General features: G+C 67.1%; 8 protein-coding genes. 4 read left to right on the forward strand and 4 right to left on the reverse strand.

The genetic code is table 11. The annotated features are described in order from the left end of the window. Positions 1-2: 2 nt before the first annotated feature. The 4 genes from FHW58_RS04380 to FHW58_RS04395 form a co-directional block, all read right to left on the reverse strand. Entirely contained in the window at positions 3-968 is a 966-nt protein-coding gene (locus tag FHW58_RS04380) for a CheR family methyltransferase (RefSeq protein WP_179671824.1), read from the reverse strand. Position 969: 1 nt separating this feature from the next. After that, on the reverse strand, positions 970-5865 hold the full coding sequence (locus FHW58_RS04385) for a HAMP domain-containing protein (protein WP_179671825.1): 4896 nt from the start codon (positions 5863-5865) through the stop codon (positions 970-972). 3 nt (positions 5866-5868) lie between these two features. Continuing rightward, on the reverse strand, positions 5869-7737 hold the full coding sequence (locus FHW58_RS04390; protein ID WP_179671826.1) for an EAL domain-containing protein: 1869 nt from the start codon (positions 7735-7737) through the stop codon (positions 5869-5871). A gap of 196 nt (positions 7738-7933) precedes the next feature. After that, positions 7934-9493 carry a CehA/McbA family metallohydrolase gene (locus tag FHW58_RS04395; RefSeq protein ID WP_179671827.1) on the reverse strand — a complete coding sequence of 520 codons (1560 nt, stop codon included), beginning with the start codon at positions 9491-9493 and terminating at the stop codon, positions 7934-7936. Between the two features lie 152 nt (positions 9494-9645). Between FHW58_RS04395 and FHW58_RS04400 the strand changes: the two genes are divergently transcribed. From FHW58_RS04400 to recD, 4 genes are read left to right on the forward strand one after another with little or no spacing between them, the layout of a single operon-like run. Continuing rightward, on the forward strand, positions 9646-12741 hold the full coding sequence (locus tag FHW58_RS04400) for a CHASE domain-containing protein (RefSeq protein ID WP_179671828.1): 3096 nt from the start codon (positions 9646-9648) through the stop codon (positions 12739-12741). A 36-nt stretch (positions 12742-12777) separates the two neighbouring features. Next, positions 12778-16200, forward strand: a complete 3423-nt coding sequence (gene recC, locus FHW58_RS04405) for an exodeoxyribonuclease V subunit gamma (RefSeq protein ID WP_179671829.1) — start codon at positions 12778-12780, stop codon at positions 16198-16200. Further along, on the forward strand, positions 16197-19898 hold the full coding sequence (recB, locus tag FHW58_RS04410) for an exodeoxyribonuclease V subunit beta (RefSeq protein WP_179671830.1): 3702 nt from the start codon (positions 16197-16199) through the stop codon (positions 19896-19898). Before recC ends, recB begins: the two co-directional genes overlap by 4 nt. Further along, positions 19891-21834, forward strand: coding sequence for an exodeoxyribonuclease V subunit alpha (gene recD / locus FHW58_RS04415; RefSeq protein ID WP_179671831.1), 1944 nt, complete (start codon positions 19891-19893; stop codon positions 21832-21834). Before recB ends, recD begins: the two co-directional genes overlap by 8 nt. Positions 21835-21924 lie beyond the last annotated feature (90 nt).

Genomic DNA, 21924 nt, shown 5'->3' on the forward strand with positions numbered 1-21924 from the left:
GGTCAGGCCACGCGCTTGTACCAGGACTGGTGCGCCAGGATCGGCTTGTAGTGGCGCGACAGCGGATCGTGGTCGTCCAGCGGCCGGTCCACGGCCAGCATGCCGAACGGCGCCAGGCTGTCGTCGAATAGCTGCAGCACGCGCCGGCGCAGCAGCGGCCCGAAGTCGGGCAGGGCGCGGTGGCCGAGGATCATCTGGAATTCGTTGAACGAAGCGTCCGTCACCAGGTTGTATTGCGCCCAGGTGATGCGGCTGGCCAGGTGCGGCTTGAGCACCGCGTGCAGGCCGTCGGCGCTGACATCGAAATAATCAATCAGCTTGCCCACGCCGCCGCCACGCAGGTAGTTGGCCTGCAGTTCGCCGAGGCGCGCCATCGGCAGGCTGGCCTGCCGGGCATCGGCCAGCATGGTGTCGCTGGCGAAGGTGGCGTAGATTTCGGTGCGCGGCGCCAGCTGTTCCTGTTCCAGCAGGATGGCCAGCGTCCAGGCCTGCTGCGCGCCGGCGCAATCGGCCAGCCATACGCGCGGCAGCGCGGCGCCGTGCAGGCACACGCCCAGCGACAGCCGCAACATCGACACTTCCTGCGCGTTGTCGAACATCAGCGCCGGTTCCACGTACAGCGCGCGCAGCAGGGCGTGGTAGGTTTCCTCGTCGTGCAGCACGCGCGATTGCAGCGCCGAGATGGTGGACAGGCCGAGATGCAGCCGCAAGGCCTGCACCTTGCGCGCCACCACCGCGCGCTCGTAGCCGCGGAAGTCGTAGCCGTGGCACTGGAACAGCGCCTCCAGCAGCAGCTCCAGTTCGAGTTCCTCCACCGACGACGGCGAGTGGCGCCGCGCGGCGCCGCCGGCGGAGACAATCACCGGCACGCTGGTGGGCTGCGGCGGCAGGGCCGGCAGCGGCGGATCGGACGGTTCCTCATCCACGCCGCGCAATGCCGCCTTGATGGTGGAGAGCAGCGACGTCATGTCAGTGCAGCCACACGCGCATCAGCGACAGCAACTGCGCCACGTCCACCGGCTTGGTGATGTAGTCGGACGCGCCGGCCGCGATACATTTATCACGGTCGCCCTTCATCGCCTTGGCCGTCAGGGTGATGATCGGCAGCGACCTGAATTTGGGAATGCGGCGGATGGCGCGCATGGTGTCGTAGCCGTCCATCTCCGGCATCATGATGTCCATCAGGACGATCTCGATGGTCGGATCGCGCTCCAGCACCTCGATGCCATCGCGGCCGTTTTCGGCGAACAGCACGTGCATCTGCTGGCGCTCCAGCAGCGACGACAGCGCGAAGATGTTGCGCAGGTCATCGTCGACGATCAGCACCTTGCGGCCGGCCAGGCCGCCTTCGGCCGCGTGGATCTCCTCCAGCATCTTGCGCTGCGCCTCCGGCAGGCTGGCCTGCGAGCGGTGCAGGAACAGCGCCGTTTCGTCCAGCAGGCGCTCGGGCGAGCGCGCGTCCTTGATGACGATGGTCTTGGCATAGCGTTTGAGCTTGGCCACTTCCTTGCGGTTCAGATCCTTGGCGGTGTTGATCACGATCGGCACGTCGCGCAGCGATTCATCCTTGCCGATGATGTCCAGCAGGTCGAAGCCGCTGATGTCCGGCAGCGTCAGGTCCAGCACCATGCAGTCGAAGTGCTGTTCGCGCAGCGCGTCCAGCGCCGCCTGGCCGGTATCGACCGCCACGATGTGGATGTCGGCATCGCCGATCAGCGCGATGATGGAGTTGCGCTGCGCTTCCTCGTCGTCCACCACCAGCAGGCTGCGCTTGCCGCCCAGCAGGAACTTCTGGATGCGCGAGAACTCTTCTTGCAAGGCTTCCTTGCTGACCGGCTTGTTCAGGTAGGAGATGGCGCCCAGGCGCAGCGCGCGTTCGCGTTCGCGCAGCGACGACATCACGTGCACCGGGATGTGGCGCGTGCTCGGGTCGCGTTTCAGGCGGTCCAGCACCGTGAAGCCGTCGATGTCCGGCAGGTCCAGGTCGAGCAGGATGGCCGACGGCAGGTAATCGCGCGCCAGGCTCAGGGCCGAGTCGCCCTGCATGGTGACGATGCCCTTGAAGTTCTTCTCGCGCGCGAAGCCCAGCACGATCTGCGAGAAGCGCTCGTCGTCCTCGATGATCAGCACCGACGGATCGCCCGGCGCCACCAGGCCGCGGTCATCGCTGCCGCTGTATTCGTTCAGGTCCGCATCGAGCTCGATGGTGGTGCTGTGGTCCACCAGTACCAGTTCGCTCTGCGCCGGCGGCGTGTAGACGATTTGCGGCGATGGCGCCGGCAGGCGCACCTGCGGCTGGCGGCCGGTGTCGTAATTGATGAAGCCCGCGCGGTTATACGGCAGGAACAGCGTGAAGGTCGAACCACTGCCGACCACCGACTCCACGCGGATCTCGCCGCCCAGCAGGCGCGCCAGCTCGCGCGAAATCGACAGGCCCAGACCGGTGCCGCCGTATTTGCGGGCGGTCGAGCCGTCGGCCTGCTGGAACGCTTCGAAGATCAGCTGCAGCTTGTCCGACGCGATGCCGACGCCGGTGTCGCTGACCGCGAACGACAGCACGGCGTCCGCGTGCAGCAGGTTGGGGTGGTCGCTGGTGAAGCCGCTGTTCACCAGGCTGATGACCAGCGATACCTGGCCGTGGGTGGTGAACTTGAAGGCGTTGGACAGCAGGTTTTTCAGCACCTGCTGCAGGCGCGTGGTGTCGGTCATCATGGCGGTCGGCAGATTGTCCTTCAGCTCCACCGAGAAGCCCAGGTGCTTGGCCTCCGCCATGTGGCGGAAGGTGCGGTCGACGTAGTTGCGCAGGTTCTGGAAGCGGTACTCCGACACGTCCAGCGTCACGGTACCGGACTCGATCTTCGACAGGTCCAGAATGTCATTGATCAGCGTCAGCAGGTCGGAGCCGGAGCCGTGGATGGTCTTGGCGAATTCCACCTGCTTGCCGGACAGGTTGCCGTCCGGGTTGTCGCCCAGCTGCTGCGCCAGGATCAGCAGCGAGTTCAATGGCGTGCGCAGCTCGTGCGACATATTGGCCAGGAACTCGGACTTGTACTTGGACGACAGCGCCAGCTGCGTGGCTTTTTCTTCCAGCGCCAGTTTGGCCTGTTCCACCTCGCGGTTCTTGCGCTCCACCTCGATATTCTGCTCGGACAGCAGGCGCGCTTTTTCCGCCAGCTCCTGGTTGGTCTGCTGCAGTTCCTGCGCCAGCGACTGCGACTGCGTCAGCAGCGATTCGGTGCGGCTGTTTGCCTCGATGGTGTTCAGCACCACGCCGATCGATTCCATCAGCTGGTCGAGGAAGGACAGGTGGGTTTCGGTGAAGCGGTCCAGCGACGCGATCTCGATCACCGCCTTGACCTGCTGTTCGAACAGGATAGGCAGCACCACGATGTTGGTCGGCGGCGCCGCGCCCAGGCCGGACGACACCACGATGTAATCGCGCGGCACGTCGGTCAGCCAGATACGCACCTTCTCCAGCGCGCACTGGCCCACCAGGCCCTCGCCCGGCAGGAAGGAGGTCGGCAGCTTGCGGCTGGAACGGTAGCCGTAGCTGGCGATCATGCGCAGGCGGGCGTCGGACTCCTGCGAGTCCATCATGTAGAACACGCCGTGGTGGGCGGACACCAGCGGCGCCAGTTCGGACAGAATCAGCTTGGTCACCGCCTGCAGGTCGCGCTGGCCCTGCAGCAGGCGGGTGAAGCGCGCCAGGTTGGTCTTCAGCCAGTCCTGCTGCGCGTTCTTCAGCGTGGTGTCCTTCAGGTTACGGATCATCTCGTTGATGTTGTCCTTCAGGTAGGACACCTCGCCGCGCGCCTCCACCTGGATGGAACGCGACAAGTCGCCGCGCGTCACGGCGGTTGCCACTTCCGCGATCGCGCGCACCTGGTTGGTCAGGTTTGCCGCCAGCTGGTTGACGTTTTCGGTCAAGTCTTTCCAGGTGCCGGCCACGCCGGACACGTTGGCCTGGCCGCCCAGCTTACCTTCCGTACCCACCTCGCGCGCCACGCGCGTCACTTCGGAAGCGAAGGAGGACAGCTGGTCCACCATCACGTTGATGGTGTCTTTCAGCTCCAGGATCTCGCCCTTGACGTCCACCGTAATCTTTTTCGACAAGTCGCCGCGCGCCACCGCCGTCGTCACCGCCGCGATGTTACGCACCTGGCCGGTCAGGTTGGAGGCCATGAAGTTCACGTTGTCGGTCAAGTCCTTCCAGGTGCCGCCGACGCCCGGCACATACGCCTGGCCACCCAGCTTGCCTTCGGTGCCCACCTCGCGTGCCACCCGCGTCACCTCGGACGCGAAGGAGGACAACTGGTCCACCATCACGTTGATGGTGTTTTTCAGTTCGAGAATCTCGCCCTTGACGTCCACCGTGATTTTCTTCGACAGGTCGCCGTTGGCCACGGCGGTGGTCACGTCGGCGATGTTACGCACCTGGCCAGTCAGGTTACCCGCCATCGAGTTCACGCCGTCGGTCAAGTCCTTCCACGTGCCGGCCACGCCGGGCACGTTGGCCTGGCCGCCCAGCTTACCTTCCGTGCCCACCTCGCGCGCCACGCGCGTCACCTCGGAAGCGAAGGAGTTCAATTGGTCCACCATCACGTTGATGGTGTTTTTCAGTTCCAGAATTTCGCCCTTCACGTCCACCGTGATTTTCTTGGACAAGTCGCCGTTGGCCACGGCGGTGGTCACGTCCGCGATGTTACGCACCTGGCCCGTCAGGTTACCCGCCATCGAGTTCACCGAGTCGGTCAAGTCCTTCCACGTGCCGGCCACGCCTTTCACCTGCGCCTGGCCGCCCAGCTTGCCCTCCGTACCCACCTCGCGCGCCACGCGGGTCACCTCGGAGGCGAACGAGGACAGCTGGTCCACCATCACGTTGATGGTGTTTTTCAGTTCGAGAATCTCGCCCTTGACGTCCACCGTGATTTTCTTCGACAAGTCGCCGTTCGCCACCGCCGTCGTCACCGCCGCGATGTTACGCACCTGGCCCGTCAGGTTGGAGGCCATGAAGTTCACGTTGTCGGTCAAGTCCTTCCACGTGCCGCCCACGCCCGGCACGTAGGCCTGGCCGCCCAGCTTGCCCTCGGTGCCCACCTCGCGCGCCACGCGCGTCACTTCGGAGGCGAAGGAGCGCAGCTGGTCCACCATCACGTTGATGGTGTCCTTCAGTTGCAGGATCTCGCCGCGCACGTCCACCGTGATTTTCTTCGACAAGTCGCCGTTGGCCACGGCGGTGGTCACCTCGGCGATGTTACGCACCTGCGAGGTCAGGTTACCCGCCATCGAGTTCACCGAGTCGGTCAAGTCCTTCCACGTGCCGGCCACGCCTTTCACCTGCGCCTGGCCGCCCAGCTTGCCCTCGGTGCCGACCTCGCGCGCCACGCGCGTCACTTCGGACGAGAAGGACGACAGCTGCTCCACCATGGTGTTGGCGGTCATGGCCGCGCGCAGGTACTGGCCTTTCAGCGGGTGGCCGTCGACCTCCAGCGCCATGGTCTGCGACAGGTCGCCCTTGGCCACGGCGCCGATCACGCGCGCCATTTCCGAGGTCGGGCGCACCAGGTCGTCGATCAGCGTGTTGACCGAGCTGAGAATCGTGGCCCAGCCGCCGGTGGTGTTGGTCATTTCGGCGCGCTGCGTCAGCCGGCCCTCGCGGCCGACCACGCGGCTGACCTCCGTTACCTCGCGCACCATGCGCGCCTTGGTGTCGATGATGTCGTTCAGCGTGTCGGCGATCTTGCCGGCCATGCCGATCCAGTCGGATGGCATGCGCACCGAAAAGTCTCCTTTTTTCAGCGCCATCAACGTCGATAGCAGCACCTTGGCATCCAGTTGTTCGCCCAGGTCGGTCATATTATTCATGGCTTATTCCTCGTTGTTTAGGAGGGAAGGTAAGTTGATCAAGGTATCGCCGGTCTGCTCCAGCAGGCCGGCCGCCGGCAACGGCGGATAAAACAGGTCGCCCTGGCAGATGTGGCAGCCCAGCTGGCGCAGCACTTCCATCTGCTGGCGCGTCTCGACGCCCAGCGCGATCACGCGCATCGACAGCGCCTTGGCCAGATGCACCACGGCCGCCACGATGTCGGTGCCGCCTTCGTCGTTGCCGATGCCATGCACGAAGCCGCGGTCGATCTTCAGCGCATTGAGCTGCCAGCGCTTGCAAGCCGCCAGCGACGAGCGCGCGCTGCCAAAATCGTCCAGCGCCGTGCGCACGCCGGCGCTTTGCAGCTGTGTGAGCAGCTGCGCCAGCGGCTCGCTGGGGCCGAGCAGCAGTTTTTCATTCAGTTCGATGCCGATGCTGCCCGCCGGCAGGCCGTGCTTGCGCATGGCCGGCAGCAGCGCGTGCACCAGGTCCGCATGCAGCTGCGGCGTGGCCAGGTTGAGCCAGATGCACAGCGTCGGCCCTTGCTGCGCGCCGTTCAGGCTTTGCCACAGCGAGGCCTGCGAACAGCTTTGCGCGATGACCCAGGCGTCGATGCGGTCGAGCAGCGTGCGTTCCTGGATGTGGGGCAGGAACTGCGCGGCCTCCAGCAGGCCTTGCGACGGATGGCGCCATGCCAGCATCGCCTCGGCGCCGATCACGCGGCCGCTGCGCAGATCGACCTGCGGCTGGTAGCGCAGCTCCAGCTGGCCGGCCGCCAGCGCCTTGCGCAGGTCCAGCGTCCACTGTTCGCGCTGGCGTTCGCGCACGTTCAGCTCTTCGTGGAAGAACTGCACCGGCGTGGCGCCATTCTGCTTGGCGTGGTACATGGCGGTGTCGGCGTTTTTCATCAGCGACTGGGCGTTGGCGCCATCCTCCGGATAGAGCGCGATGCCGATGCTGGCGGCGGTTTTCAGACGATGGCTGCCGATCTCGAACGGCAGCGCGCAGGCCATTTCGATCTTGCGGCCCACGCGCGCGGCGTTGGCGGAGGCGGATTTGCCTTCGATCAGCACGACGAACTCGTCGCCGCCGAGACGGGCGACCACGTCGGCCACGCGCACCGCCGCCGTCAGCCGCGCCGCCACCTGGCGCAGCAGCTCGTCGCCGGCGTCGTGGCCGTAGGTGTCGTTGATCTGCTTGAACTTGTCCAGGTCGAGGTAGAGCAGGGCGAAGCCGACGCCGCTGCGGTCCGCGCTGGCGACCGCGTGCTCCAGCTGCTGGATCAGCGCCCGGCGGTTGAGCAGGTTGGTCAGCGCATCGCGCGTGGACAGTTCGTAGGCGCGCTGCTCCGCCTGCTTGCGTTCCTTGATCTCCTGTTCCAGCTCGGCGTTGATGCGCTCCAGATCCTGCAGGCGCTGCACCCGCAGGTCCTGGTTGAGGCGCGCCAGCTCGTCGCTCTTGATGCGCAACTGGATGTTCTTGGCCGCCATCTCGACAAACACCGCCACCTTGGCCTGCAGGATTTGCGGGATCACCGGCGTGAACAGGTAGTCGGCCGCGCCTTTCTGGTAGGCCTTCAGACGGTTCAGCTCGTCCGCGTAGTGGGCGGTGATGAAGATGATGGGCGTGCCGGCCGAGCGCGGGTGCGAGTGGATGGCCTCGGCCGTCTCGAAGCCGTCCATCGCCGGCATGCTGACGTCCAGCAAAATCACGGCAAACTCATGCAGCAACACCTGGCGCAAGGCCTCCTTGCCGGAGCTGGCCGTGATCAGCTCGTACAAATGCTGATCGGCCGCGTCCAGCAGCAGGCTCTCCAGCGCGTACAGGCTCGCTGGATCGTCGTTGACGAGGAGAACTTTAGGAATGTGCACGGCCAGAGCTGGTAGCGGGTATCGGTTTGGAAGGTAAAAAGATACTCTTGTATAGTTTGGAGTCAAGCAATTTTGTGCGCTGCCGCACCACGGCGATCAGCAATATTTTATCGTTTTTGTAACTTTGCTTCCAGCTTTTCTAGCCACAAAAATATTACTGTAATTAAAATTTCTATTGCGCACGATTGGCGGCGGCTCAAGGTGTCGATTGTGTCACCCAAATTGGCGCGCTCCACAGCATTTTGCCGTCGTCTTGCGTGATCCTGGCGTAATAAAAGTGTTCCCCGGGTGATGGCGCGATGGTCCGCTGCGCGCGCGTGGTCAGCGTGGCGACGCTGCCCTTGCGGCCCGGGACGCCGTGGACAATGCTGACCGCCGCGATGCCGCGGCCGGCGGCGTTGGCATGGCGAACCCGCAGTGTCAGCTTGCCGCGATTCCGCAAGCGCTCGCCCATCATGTGGCCGTTGGCCGTGAAAATCAGCTGGCTCTGCTTGTCCATGGTGGCGTAGACGCGACGCGCCCGCAGCGCTTCAAGCAGGCTCGATGGCGTCAGCGCGGTGTTGCGGGGCAACAGCACGGCCGTGCGGTTCGAGTATGCCGTGCCCCAGTTGGCGCAGTGGTTGTCCTGGTTGCTGCTGAAGGCGAGGTGGTAGCCGGCCTCCAGCAAGGCGTTGCAGGCGGCCTCGAAGTTGCTGTGACGCGGCTCGCCTTCATCGGTGCGCGTGGAAAAGGCGTTGCTGTTCATCACTTCGCACAGCAGCATGCTGGCGTCGCCGTCTTCGGTCCAGGCCAGCGGCTGGCCGTCGATGGCGAACTGGCCGCGCTGCGGATGGTTGAACTGGCCGACCCAGCCGCGCCGGCGCATCCGCTGGTAGAGCTGCCGGTAGTCGCTTTTTGGCGTTTCTTCGTCGGCCAGCAGGTCGCCGTGGGCATTGTGTTCCCAGCCAAGCAGGGCGTCGGCGTTGAGGATGTTGATGTGGCCGCCATGGCTGATGACGCCCCATTCCTGGCCGTACAGCGCGACAAAGCGGCTGTGCCCGGCTTGCCATTGGGCGGCCTGGCGCAGGCCGTCGTGAAAGCGGGCGCGCACCGCCGTGGCGCCGGCGGCGGCGTTGGTGCCGTCGGCGCCGTCGTACAGGTGGTTGTGCTCCGAGGTCATCAGGAAGTCGAGTCCGTGCTGGCCGGCGTAGGCGTACGCGTCCGCCGGGCCGTATGCGCCGGTCTGCGGTTGCTGGGCGCCAGCGCATTGGTCCAGCGCGCCGCCGCCGTCGCTGTGGTTGGTCTGGCTGTGCAGGTTGCCCAGGTAGATATGGTAGGCCGGCGCGACTGACGTCGGCGCGCTGCCGGAAAATGCCGGCTGTGGCGCTGCGGCCGGCACGGCGCCGACCGCCACCGGCCAGCTCTGCTCGATCGCGCTGCCGTCGTCCAGGCTGGCCAGCAGCCGCATCCTGTAGATGCCCGATGGCAGGTTGTCGCGCCACCGCACGCTGGCCTCGGCCGTGCCCGGCGTTGCCGGCCGGGTGGCCTGCCAGCTGCGTACCACCGTGTTGTCATGGCGCGGCAGCAGGGTCAGGCGCCAGCGCAAGGAGCGGGCGCCGGCCGGCAGCTGGAAGTGCATCGTCGTCACCCGCTCGCCGTGCGCGTCCGCACGAAATGGCACTTGCAAGACAGCCGCGAATTCCTCTTGTTCCTCATCCGCATGCAGCAGATTCGTCAGCGCGACTAGCACCATGAATGTGACCAAGTTGTGTAGCATAATCGCCTCCTTGAGACAGCCTCATCTCTTAGAGCACGGCTTGCTGTGGCAGGTTCCATTCGTTTTCAGTTAATTCTCACCAATTCTTTCGCTGGCCCCATTGCCGTATTGATAGTATGCTGCGCTCGTGCAAATAATTTCATCCACGATGCATGCTTAAGTCGGCCAACAACAAGCCTTCCCGCAGCTCGCGCCTGATCTTCTGGGGCGTCGGGATGGCCATGGCCGCCGGCATGGGCAGCATTCTGTATGGCGCCGCTTCGCGCACCGTGGACGACGACGCCGCGCAGCGTTTCGAGCATATCGCGCGCAGCACCCAGAACAGCATTTCCGCCCGCATTAAATCGTATGCCGACCTCACACGCGGCCTGGCCGCGCTGTTCCAGACCTCGGACCATATCAGCCGCGAGCAGTTCCACCAGTACGTGGCCAGCCTCGATATTCCGCGCCGCCTGCCCGCCATCGACGCGCTGAGCTGGGCGGCCCACGTCACCGACGCGCAGCGCGACCAGTATGTCGCCGCCATGCGTGCCGACGGCTATCCCGACTTTGCCATTACGCCGCCGCAGCGCCGCCCGACCTACGAGGTGCTGACCTACATCGAACCGGCCAACATGGCGTCGCAGCGTCTCGGCGTTGACATCGCCGTCAATCCGCTCATCGCCAGCGCCTTGGCGGCGTCGCGGGACAGCGGCGAGATCGGCTCCTCCGGCCGGCCTATTCCGATCGACACGCCGACGCCGCACCTCGCCCTGGCCGTGCGGCTGCCGGTGTACCGTCGTGACATGCCGCTGACCACCGTGGCGGAGCGCCGCGCCGCCTATCTGGGCTCGGTGGGCGCGGGCTTCAGCATTCCCAAGCTGGTGGAAGACGCCATCGATGAAATGACCGTGCGCCAGGTGCACCTGACGCTGTATGCCGACGGCAGCGCCAGCGCCGACCAGCGCCGTCTTGTCATCGAGGCGGCCGACCGGCTGCTGTACAGCGATACCGGCACCACGGCGGTGATGCCGCCGCCGGCCTACCCGAGCGGCGACTATCTGGAGACGGTGCTGCCGATCGATTTCAACGGCCGCCTGTGGAAGGCGTATTTCCAGGTCCGCAAGGACGCGCTGCTGACCGGTTTCGATCTGTATTTTCCGTGGATCGCCGCGCTGACCGGCTTTGCCGGCATGCTGCTGCTGTACAGCTATGTGTTCGTGCTGTACGTGTCGCGCCGGCGCGCCATCAAACAGGGGCTGCTGCTCGACACGGTGCTGAACAACGTCGACGCCTACGTCTACATGAAGGACCAGGAGCGGCGCTACCTCTATGTCAATGCGCGCATGGCCGAGTGCCTGGGCAAGCCGGTGCCGGAGATCGTCGGCAGGGTGGACCGGGAAGTGAAACCGGCCGCCGACGCCGATGCCGACTGGGCGCTGGAGCGGCCGGTACTGGCCGATGGCGTCAAGCGCTCCGGCGAGGTGCATTTCACCGGCCGCGATGGCGCGGCGCTGCATCTGTGGACCGTCAAGGTGCCGGTGGAGCTGGGGCGCGGTTACTCGGCGGTGATTGGCATGGCCACCGATGTCACGGCGCTGCACCAGTTAAAGGACGAGGCGGATGCGGCCAACCAGGCCAAGAGCGACTTCCTGTCGAACATGAGCCACGAGATCCGCACGCCGATGAACTCCATCATCGGCATGGCGCACCTGGCGCTGAAGTCCGTCACCCATCCGAAGCAGCGCGACTATCTGCAGAAGATTTACCACTCGGGTCAGCATCTGCTGGGCATCATCAACGACATCCTCGACTTTTCCAAGATCGAGGCTGGCAAGATGGACCTGGAGGTGCTGGATTTCACGCTGGACGCGCTGCTGGCCAATATCTCCAGCCAACTGGGCGAGAGCGCGCAGGCGCGCGGGCTGGAACTGGTGTATGAGATCTGGCCAGGCCTGTCCCACCAGTTGCGCGGCGATCCGCTGCGGCTGGAGCAGGTGCTGCTCAACTTCACCAGCAACGCGATCAAGTTTTCCGACAACGGCAAGGTGATCATCCGCGCCCGGCCGGTGGAGGAGCGCGATCACCACATCATGGTGCGCTTCGAGGTGCGCGACCATGGCATCGGCATGTCGCCGCACCAGGTGGCGCAGCTGTTCCAGTCGTTCCACCAGGCCGACACCTCGACCACGCGCCGCTACGGCGGCACCGGACTGGGACTGGTGATCAGCAAGCAGCTGGCCGAATTGATGGGCGGCGGCGTCGGCGTCGAGAGCACGCCGGGCGAGGGCAGCACCTTCTGGTTCACCGCGCGCCTGGCCAAGAGCGTGCGGCTGCTGGCGCCCAGCGACGAAGCGGTGCAGCCGGATGTGCTGGACAGCATCCGCGGCGGCGCCATCCTGCTGGTGGAGGACAATATCTTCAGCCAGCAGGTGGGGCGCGAATTGCTGGAGGATGCCGGCGCCACGGTCTGCGTGGCCAACAACGGCAAGGAGGCGATCGATTTGCTGCTCAAGGAGCGCTTCGATTGCGTGCTGATGGACGTGCAGATGCCGGTCATGGACGGGTACGAGGCCACGCGGCTGATCCGCGCCCACCCCAAGCTGGCCGCCACGCTGATCATCGCCATGACCGCCAACGCCGGCCGCGACGACCAGCAGCGCTGCCTGGAGGCCGGCATGGATGAATTTGTGACCAAGCCGATCGCGCCCAAGCAGCTGTTCAATATGCTGTCCAAGTGGATGAGCCAACGGACGCGCGAGGCCAGTGGCGTGGCGCGCCGGGTGGCGCCACCGCCGCCGTCCTATTTTTCGATGCCGGAGGCGGCGCCGCCGTCGCCGGTGTTCGCGCCGCGCCAGTCGGCGGCTGCCGGGCCGCTGCCGTCCGCCGGCCCGATGTCGCCGTCCGCCGCCACGCCGGCCGAGCTGTTTGACGTGGAAGCGCTGGCGCAAACCTTCGGCGGCAAGGCCGACAAGATGCGCAAGTATGCGCTGCTGTTCCTGACCTCCGCCCGCGATGGCCTGCGGGAGATGGACGAAGCGCTGGCGATGGAGGATCTGGCGCACCTCGCCGAGCTGGGACACCGCACCAAATCCTCCGCCCGCGCGGTCGGCGCCATGCAGTTCGGGAATCTGTGCCACGCGCTGGAACAGGTGCGCCAGGACAGCGATACCGCCAACGCCCGCCGGCTGGTGCAGGATATGCACGCCATGCTCGCTGTGCTGGATCAACATATCGAGCAGGAGCTGCTGGCATACGCCCCGGGATAGAGCGATAATAGCGGGTCGAATCCACCAAAGAGTCCTATGCACCCTGGCATCACCCCCGGCCTGCTGATTTTGCACGGCAACCAGATGGAACAACTGCGCGCTGCCGTTTTCCAATGGCTGCGCAACCACCCGCTGGGGGCGCTGGAATCGGAAATCTTCCTGGTGCAGTCCAACGGCGTGGCCGAGTGGCTGAAAATCGCGCTGGCCGAGGAAGTCGGCATCTGCGCCGCCTCGCGCGTGGCGCTGCCGGCGCGCTTCCTGTGGGACGCCTACCGCGGCATGCTGGGACGCGAGCGCGTGCCGCCCATTTCCGCTTTCGACAAGGGCCCGCTGACCTGGCGCCTGATGCGCCTGCTGCCCACGCTGCTGGCGGACCCGGTGTTCGCGCCGCTGCGCCACTTCCTGGCGGACGGCGAGGCCGAGCGCCGCCTGCAACTGGCCGAGCGCCTGGCCGACCTGTTTGACCAGTACCAGGTCTACCGCGCCGACTGGCTGGATGACTGGGCCGCCGGCCGCGACCAGCTGCGCAGCGCGCGCGGCGACGTCACGCCGCTGCCGGACGACCAGCGCTGGCAGGGCCAGTTGTGGCGCGCCGTCATCGCCGACGTGGCGCCGCACGAGCGCGGCCTGGGCCGCGCCACCGTGCACACCGAATTCGTGCGCGCCAGCGCCGCCGGCGAGGCGCCGCTGGGCCGCCTGCCGCGCCGGGTGGTGATCTTCGGCGTGTCGGCGCTGCCGTTCCAGACGCTGGAGGCGCTGGCGTCGATCTCGCGCTACACGCAGGTGCTGCTGGCGGTGCCCAATCCATGCCAGTACTACTGGGGCGACATCATCGAAGGCCGCGACCTGCTGCGCAGCGCGCACCGCCGCCAGCAGCTGCGCAATGGCCAGGACCTGGGGCAGATCCCGCTGGAAGAGCTGCACGCGCACAGCCACCCGCTGCTGGCCAGCTGGGGGCGGCAGGGGCGCGACTTCGTGCGCATGCTGGACGAATTCGACGAGGCCGCGCAAGCCCGCGCCGCCGACAACGACCAGGTGGCGCCGCTGCGCGTCGACCTGTTCAGCGACGGCATGGGCGATACGCTGCTGACGCAGGTGCAGGCCGCCGTGCGCGAGCTGCTGCCGATGTCCGAGCACCCGCACACGCCGCCGCCGGACAGCGACCGCTCAATCGAATTCCACGTCACCCACAGCGTCCAGCGCGAGGTGGAAGTGCTGCACGACCAATTGCTGAAGATGTTCGCCGACGCCGGCGACAGCGGCCGTCCGCTGCGCCCGCGCGACGTGGTGGTGATGGTGCCGGACATTGACACCTTTTCGGCGGCGATCCATGCCGTCTTCGCCCAGCACCGGCGCAGCGACCCGCGCTACATCCCGTTCGAGATCGGTGACGTCAACGACCGCAGCGTCAATCCGCTGCTGGTGGCGCTGGAATGGCTGCTGCGCCTGCCGCAACAGCGCTGCCGCCAGAGCGAGGTGCGCGACCTGCTGGACGTGCCGGCGCTGGCCGCCCGTTTCGGCCTGCACGACGACGACCTGCCGACGCTGGGCCGCTGGATCGAAGGCTCGGGCGTACGCTGGGGCCTGGACCAGCGCCACCGCAGCGGCCTGGGACTGGGGCCGGCCGGCGAGCAGAATGCCTGGATCTTCGGCGTGCGCCGCATGCTGCTGGGTTACGCCAGCGGCGCCGGCGACAGTTTCGCCGGCATTGAGCCCTACGGCGAAGTCGGCGGCCTGGATGCGGCGCTGGCCGGCTCGCTGGCGCAGCTGGTGGAAGCGCTGCTGCACTGGCGCGCCGTGCTGGCGGAATCGCGCTCGCCGGCCGAATGGGGCGAGCAGGCGCGCGCGCTGCTGGCCGCCTTCTTCCAGGCCGGCGAGGAGGGCGACCGCCTGACGCTGGCGCAGCTGGACGACGCCCTGAAAAAATGGCTGGACACCTGCGACGGCGCCGGCTACGAGGAAGCGGTGCCGTTGGCCGTGCTGCGCGAAGCCTGGCTGGGATTGATGGACGAGCCGACGCTGAATCACCAGTTCGTGTCCGGCGGCGTCACCTTCTGCACGCTGATGCCGATGCGCGCCGTGCCGTTCCGCGTGGTCTGCCTGCTGGGCATGAACGATGGCGACTTCCCGCGCCGGGCCCCCAAGGCCGACTTCGACCTGCTGGCGCAGCCGGGCATGGCGCGGCCGGGCGACCGTTCGCGCCGCGACGACGACCGCTACCTGATGCTGGAAGCGGTGCTGGCCGCGCGCGACAAGCTGTATATCAGCTGGGTGGGCCGCAATGTGCGCGACAACAGCGAGCAGCCGCCATCGGTGCTGGTGTCGCAGTTGCGCGATTACCTGGTCAATGGCTGGGGGCTGGCGCTGAAGCAGCGCACCACTGAACATGCGCTGCAGCCGTTCAGCCGCCGCTACTTCGAGGATGGCGGCCTGCTGACCTATGCGCGCGAGTGGCGCGAGGCCCACGGCGACGAGGTGACCGAGACAGAAGCGGCCGAGCTGCCGCCGTTCGACATTGACGACAAGTTCCGCCTGAAGCTGGGCGGGCTGGTCAACTTCGTGCGCCAGCCGGTGCGCTTCTTCTTCCGCCAGCGCCTGGGCGTAATGTTTGGCGAGGCCGCGCTGGTGGGCGAGGACGAGGAACCGTTTTCGCTGAACGCGCTGGAACGCTATCTGCTGGAAGACACCCTGCTCGATGACGCCGATACGCCGGAGGACATCGACCAGGTCTACGACAAGCTGACGCAGCGTGCCGAACGGCTGGCGCGCGAAGGCGTGCTGCCGATCGGCCTGGTGGGCCAGCAGTACCAGCACCAGCTGGTGCAGGCGCTGGTGCCGGTGCGCGTCGCCTGGCTGACGCTGCGCCAGCACTACGCGCTGCCGGCGCCCAAGGTGGCGCTGAACCTGGTGCTGGCCGGTGTGCCGCTGGACGACTGGATCGACCAGCTGCGCCGCAACCACGGCGGCGACACCGTGTGGCTGGCGCAGATGTCCTCGCGCGTGGCCGACAAGCAGGGCAAGCCGCGCGGCGACAAACTGATTGCGATGTGGCTGCGCCAGCTGGCAATATCGGCCACCGGCATGCAGGTCACCGGGTACCTGGTGGCGCGTGACGCCATCGTCACCATGCGGCCGCTGGACGCGGAAATGGCACAGGAAGCGCTGCGCGAGCTGGTCTGCCTGTGGCGCGACGGCATGAACCGGCCGCTGCCCACCGCCTGCAAAACCGCGCTGGCGCTGGTGCAGGAAGGCGACCCGCGCATGACCTACGACGGCGACGGCCATGAGCGCCAGGGCGAAAACCAGGAACTGTGCCTCAAGCGCATGTGGCCAGACTACGCCGCGCTCGGCGCCGAACCGGATTTCCACGACGTCTCGGGCGCGCTGTATGGGCCGCTGGCGGAGTGGATGGCACACGACATCACGATAGAAAAGATTGAAGGCGAGGGCGCGGCATGAGCAACACGGCAAACCAACTGGCGCCGCTGACCTTTCCGCTGCATGGCTCGCGCCTGATCGAGGCCAGCGCCGGCACCGGCAAGACCTGGACCATCGCCGCGCTGTACGTGCGGCTGGTGCTGGGCCATGGCGGCGACAACGGCTACCTGCGGCCGCTGCTGCCGGCCGATATCCTGGTGATGACCTTCACCCGCGCCGCTACGCGCGAGCTGTCCAACCGGGTGCGCGAACGGCTGGTGGAAGCGGCCGCCTACTTCCGCGCCCCCGAGCCGAGGGCGAAGCGCGATGAGTACCTGGACCAGATCCTCGAATCCTATCCCGACCACGCCTTGCAGCAGCAGGCCGCGCACCGCCTGCAGCTGGCGGCGGAGACGATGGACGAAGCGGCCATCTTCACCATCGACGCCTGGTGCCAGCGCATGCTGCGCGAACACGCCTTCGACAGCGGCAACCTGTTTGACGAAGAACTGGTCAGCGACGAGCAGGCGCTGTTCGAGGACGCCGCGCACGATTACTGGCGCCAGCAGGTGTATCCGCTCAACGCGGCCGCGCTGGAAGCGCTGCTGTCCTGCTGGGCGGACGTCGGCGCGCTGAAAAAATCGATCCGCGACCTGGTGCGCCGCGCCGACATCATCGGCGACGCCGCCGGCCGCGGTGAGCCGCTGGGCGTATTGATCGCCGGCGTGCAGCGCGCGCAGCAAGCCAGGCTGGCGGAACTGAAGGCCGGCTGGCACGAACGCGCCGACCGCATGGAGCAGTGGATCGCCGCCCACCGCGCGGTGGACCCGAAGTGCTTCAATGGCAACAAGATGCGCGCGGAGTCGCTGGTCAACTGGTTCAACGGGCTGCGCGCATGGGCGCTGGATCCCGTCAGCGTGCGGCCGGATATCTCGGACACGGCGTGGAACCGCCTCACCACCGAGGGCATCGAAGACGCGTTCTCGAAGAACTTCAGCGCGGTGGTGCCGGATGACTTCGAGGCCACGCTGCCGCTGAAATTTGCGCTGGCCGAGATGGAACCGCTGGCGCATGCGCTGTACCGCCACGCGGCGGCGGCGGTGGCCGACCGCATGGCCGAGCTGAAAAAGCGCAATCGCCAGTTCGGCTTCGCCGACATGCTGGACCGCCTGAACGCCGCCCTGCAAGGCGACAACGGCGCCGCGCTGCGCAAGCGCATCACCGATCAATACCCGGTGGCGCTGGTCGACGAATTCCAGGACACGGCGCCCAACCAGTACCAGATTTTCAATCAGCTGTACCGCGTGGCCGACAACGACCCGCACACTGGCCTGTTCCTGATCGGCGACCCGAAGCAATCGATTTACGGCTTCCGCGGCGCCGACATCCACAGCTACCTGTCGGCGCGCCGCGCCACCGCCGGCCGCCATTACCAGCTGACGACCAACTTCCGCTCGACCAAGCCGGTGGTGGACGCGGTCAACCACCTGTTCCTGCATGCCGAGGGGCGCGCGCCGGAAGAGGGCTTTGCGCGCGGCGCTTTCCGTTTCCGCGACCCGGTCACGCGCGAGAACCCGCTGCCGTTCGACGCGGTCGGCGCCAAGGGCCGCAAGGAACGCATGGTCGATGCAAACGGCGACGTGCCGGCGCTGACCATCGCCTGCAGCACCGCGCAGGATCTGAAGAGCGACAACTACCGCGAATTCTTCGCCGCCCACTGCGCGGAAGACATCGTCGCCCGCCTGAACGACGAGCGCGCGCAATTCGTCGGCGGTGACGGCGGCCCGCACCGGCTGCAGCCGGCTGACATCGCGGTGCTGGTGCGCGATCGCAAGGAAGCCGCCGCCATCCGCCGCGCGCTGCAACGGCGAGGCGTGCCGAGCGTCTACCTGTCCGACAAGGATTCGGTCACCGACAGCGAGGAGGCGGCCGACGTGCTGCGCTGGCTGTCGGCCGTCGCCAATCCGCTCGACGGCACGCTGGCGCGCGCCGCCTTCGCCACCCGCACCGCCGGCCTGCCGCTGGCCGAACTGGCGCGCCTGTCGTCCGACGAACTGGCGTGGGAAGAGCGCGTCGAACAACTCAAGGCGCTGCACATCGTCTGGCAGCGCCAGGGCGTGCTGGCCATGCTGCGCCGCTTCATCCACGAACTGGGTCTGCCGGCGGCGCTGCTGCAACAGGTGGGCGGCGAGCGCCGTCTGACCAATCTGCTGCACCTGGCCGAACTGCTGCAATCGGCCAGCCGCCAGCTGGATGGCGAACAGGCGCTGATACGCTGGCTGGCCGAACAGATCGAAGGCGGCGAGGGCGGCGGCGATGAGCGCGTGCTGCGGCTGGAAAGCGACGCGGAACTGGTCAAGGTGGTTACCGTGCACAAGTCGAAAGGCCTGGAGTATCCGCTGGTGTACCTGCCGTTTGCCGTCAGCCTGCGCAAGGCGGCGCGGCGCAACCGCAGCTTCTTCGAATTCAGCGACGACGACGGCGTGCGCCACATCGACATGGCGCTGACCGACACCGCGCTGGACCTGGTGGAACGCGCGCGCCTGCAGGAAGACCTGCGCCTGATGTACGTGGCGCTGACGCGCGCGCGCCACTTCCTGTGGCTGGGCGTGGCCGCGCTGCCGCTGCCCAAGGGCGCCGGCAACACGCTGCACGACTCCGCGCTCGGCTACCTGCTGACCGGCGGCGCGCCACTGGCGGCGGAACTGCTGCTGGAGCGCTGGCAGCATGCGTGCAAGGACTGCGCCGACATCGCCATCACCACGCTGGCGGCCGACGACAAGTCCATCACGCGCCTCAGCCGCGTCGAGCGGCGCAAGCCCTTGCTGGAACAGGCGCCGTACGGCGGCCAATTCGAGCGCGACTGGTCGGTGGGCAGTTTCAGCTCGCTGGCGCGGCGCACCGGCCCCACCGGCACCATCAGCGCCGCCGGTCCGGTGCCACGCGACGCCCTGCAGGAAAAGCTGCTGGAAGACGGCGACCAGCCGGCCATCGCGCTGCCAACCCGGGTGGAGGACACGCCGTGGCATCGCTTCCCGCGCGGCTCGGTGCCCGGCAACTTCCTGCACGAGCAGCTGGAGTGGATGGGACAGGAAGGCTTTGCCATCGTCGACGACGAGCAGTTCGCGGCGCGCCTGGCGCGCCGCGTGGAGCGCGCCGGCTGGGGCAACCGGCTGGACGACACGCTGGCGTGGCTGCGCGAAATCGCCGCCACGCCGCTGCCGCACCTGAACGCGCCGCTCAGCGCCATCGTCGCGCCGCTGCCGGAGATGGAGTTCTGGTTCCCGAGCGAGCGCCTGGCGACGGGCGCGCTGGACCGGCTGTGCGCCACGCATCTGCTGGGCGGCGCCACGCGTCCCGCGCTGCCGGAGCGCGCGCTGCACGGCATGCTGAAAGGCTTCTGCGACCTGGTGTTCGAGCACCAAGGGCGCTACTGGATCCTCGACTACAAGTCCAACGCGCTGGGCGGCGGCGACGCCAGCTACCACGAGCCGGCGCTGATCAATGCCATGGCCGACCACCGCTACGACATCCAGGGCGCGATCTACATGCTGGCGCTGCACCGGCTGCTGCAAAGCCGCCTGGGCGATGCGTACGACCCGGCCACGCAGCTGGGCGGCGCCATCTTCATGTTCCTGCGCGGCATAGGCAACCCGCAAACGCGCGGCTGCTACTGGATCGCGCCGGATCCCGAACTGCTGGATGGACTGGATAATCTGCTGGGTGCACCTCATGAGTAAGGAATTTTTCGCGCAGGTTGACCTGCTGACCGAGGCCGGCCAGTTGCGCCGCCTGAGCGGCGCATTTGCGCGCTTCATCGCCTCGCTGGGCGACAGCGCGCCGCAACTGATGGCGGCCTGCGTGCTGCTGTCCGAACTGGAAGGGCGCGGCCACAGCTGCCTGATGCTGGATGAACTGAACGGCGACCCGGCCGCGCTGCTGGGCTGGAGCGGCGACGAATGGCACGCGCTGCGCGCCGCGGTGGGCGACTGGCCGGCCGACACCGCTCGCTGGTGTGTGCTGCTGGCGCGCTGTCCGCAGGTGTGGCCGGTGGGCGGGGAGCAGGCCAGCCAGCCGCTGGTGCTGGATGGCGAACGGCTGTACCTGCGCCGCTACTGGCTGGACGAGCGCCACGTGGCCGACTCGGTGCGCGCCCGCGCGCTGGGCGGCGTGCTGGCCGCCGACGACGACGCCCGCACCAGCGACATCCGCCGCTGGCTGGACACGCTGTTCCCGCACGCGGCGCGTGGCGGCGGCGTCGACTGGCAGAAGATCGCCTGCGCGGTGGCCATGCGCGGCAAGCTGGGCATCATCACCGGCGGGCCCGGCACCGGCAAGACCTACACGGTGGCGCGCCTGCTGGCCCTGCTGTTTGCCACGGCCGGCGCCGAGCAGGACGGTTTGCGCGTGGCGATGGCCGCGCCCACCGGCAAGGCGGCGGCACGGCTCAAACAGTCGATCGACAGCGCGCTGGATGAACTGGCGGAGAAGGTCGGCGACGCGCTGCCGCTGCGCGAGCTGGCGGCCCGCATGGGCGCGGCGCGCACGCTGCACAGTTTGCTTGGGGCGCGGCCGGATACGCGCGCATTCCAGCACCATGCCGGCAACCAGCTGGAGGTGGACGTGCTGATCGTCGACGAAGCCTCCATGATTCACCTGGAAATGATGTCGGCGCTGCTGGCCGCGTTGCCGGATACCGCCACGCTGATCCTGCTCGGCGACAAGGACCAGCTGGCGTCGGTGGAAGCGGGCGCGGTGCTGGGCGACTTGTGCCACAACGCCGAGGCGGGCGAGTATCTGCCGGAAACGCTGTCGTACGTGGAGGCGGCCACCGGCCAGCGCATACCGGACAGCTTCGAGGGGCGCGGTGGACCGATCGCCCAGCAGACCGTGATGCTGCGCGAAAGCCGCCGCTTTGGCGGGCCGATCGGCGCGCTGGCGCTGGCGGTCAATGCCGGCGACGCCGCTGGCGCGATCGATGTATTGCGCGAGGGGAAAGACGGCAAGGTGGCCTGGACCGACCTGGCGCAGCAGGCGGACATGCTGCAACTGGCGCTGCAAGGTTATCGCGAGTATTTGCAGTTGATGAAAAATCCGCCGGCCGCAGGCGATGAAGTCGCACAACTTGCTTGGGTAAAATCCGTGCTGCAGCGCTTCGAGGCCTTCCGCATCCTGTGCGCGGTGCGCGAGGGCGAGTGGGGCGTCTCGGGCCTGAACGATGCGATTGAACAAAGATTGCAGTCGGCCGGCCTGCTGAAGCGGACTGGTGAATGGTATGTCGGACGGCCGGTGATGGTCACGCGTAACGATTACGCCACCGGCGTGTTCAACGGCGACATCGGGCTGACCTTGCCGGATCCGGCGCGGCCGGGCGCGTTGCGGGTGTACTTTTCGGAAGGCGAGGCGGTGCGCAGCGTGCTGGCCACGCGCCTGAGAAATGTGGAGACGGCGTTTGCGATGACGGTGCACAAATCGCAGGGATCGGAGTTTGCGCACACGGCCATGGTGCTGCCGAAAGACGGCGGCGGGATGCTGACGCGGGAGCTGATCTACACCGGCATCACGCGGGCGCGTGACTACTTTACATTACTGACCCCGAACGGGCAGGTGCTGCTGGAAGCGATAGGGCAGCGGACCCAGCGGGCGAGCGGCTTGCGGCTGCAGTTGGCGGGGTGAGCCAAAATCTGGCACCCACCCCATGTGCTTTTGCCTCTGCGCCCGCGTCACCACTTAGGGGTCGGACCCCGTACGGGGTCAGACCCCGCC

Origin of the sequence: Duganella sp. 1224 (assembly GCF_013408245.1) — a bacterium.
GTDB lineage: Bacteria > Pseudomonadota > Gammaproteobacteria > Burkholderiales > Burkholderiaceae_D > Rugamonas.